This is a genomic window from Enterobacter sp. 50588862 (genome assembly GCF_001462935.1).
GTDB lineage: Bacteria > Pseudomonadota > Gammaproteobacteria > Enterobacterales > Enterobacteriaceae > Enterobacter > Enterobacter bugandensis.
The window spans coordinates 1-258 of sequence record NZ_LNHM01000039.1 but is presented as its reverse complement, the minus strand read 5'-3'; the positions used below and the strand labels follow the sequence as shown (position 1 = coordinate 258).

The 258-nt window shown below is 54.3% G+C and carries 2 rRNA genes; both read left to right on the top strand.

Features of this window, described 5'->3' with window-relative positions:
- Positions 1–96: ribosomal RNA gene (locus APT89_RS20310) — 23S ribosomal RNA — on the top strand; the annotation flags it as partial.
- A gap of 67 nt (positions 97–163) precedes the next feature.
- Positions 164–258 (top strand): 5S ribosomal RNA (gene rrf, locus APT89_RS20305); the annotation flags it as partial.

Below are 258 nucleotides of genomic sequence, written 5' to 3'. Positions count from 1 at the left end.
AAGGAACGTTGAAGACGACGACGTTGATAGGCCGGGTGTGTAAGCGCAGCGATGCGTTGAGCTAACCGGTACTAATGAACCGTGAGGCTTAACCTTACAACGCCGAAGCTGTTTTGGCGGTGAGAGAGACGATTTTCAGCCTGATACAGATTAACAGAATTTGCCTGGCGGCTTTAGCGCGGTGGTCCCACCTGACCCCATGCCGAACTCAGAAGTGAAACGCCGTAGCGCCGATGGTAGTGTGGGGTCTCCCCATGT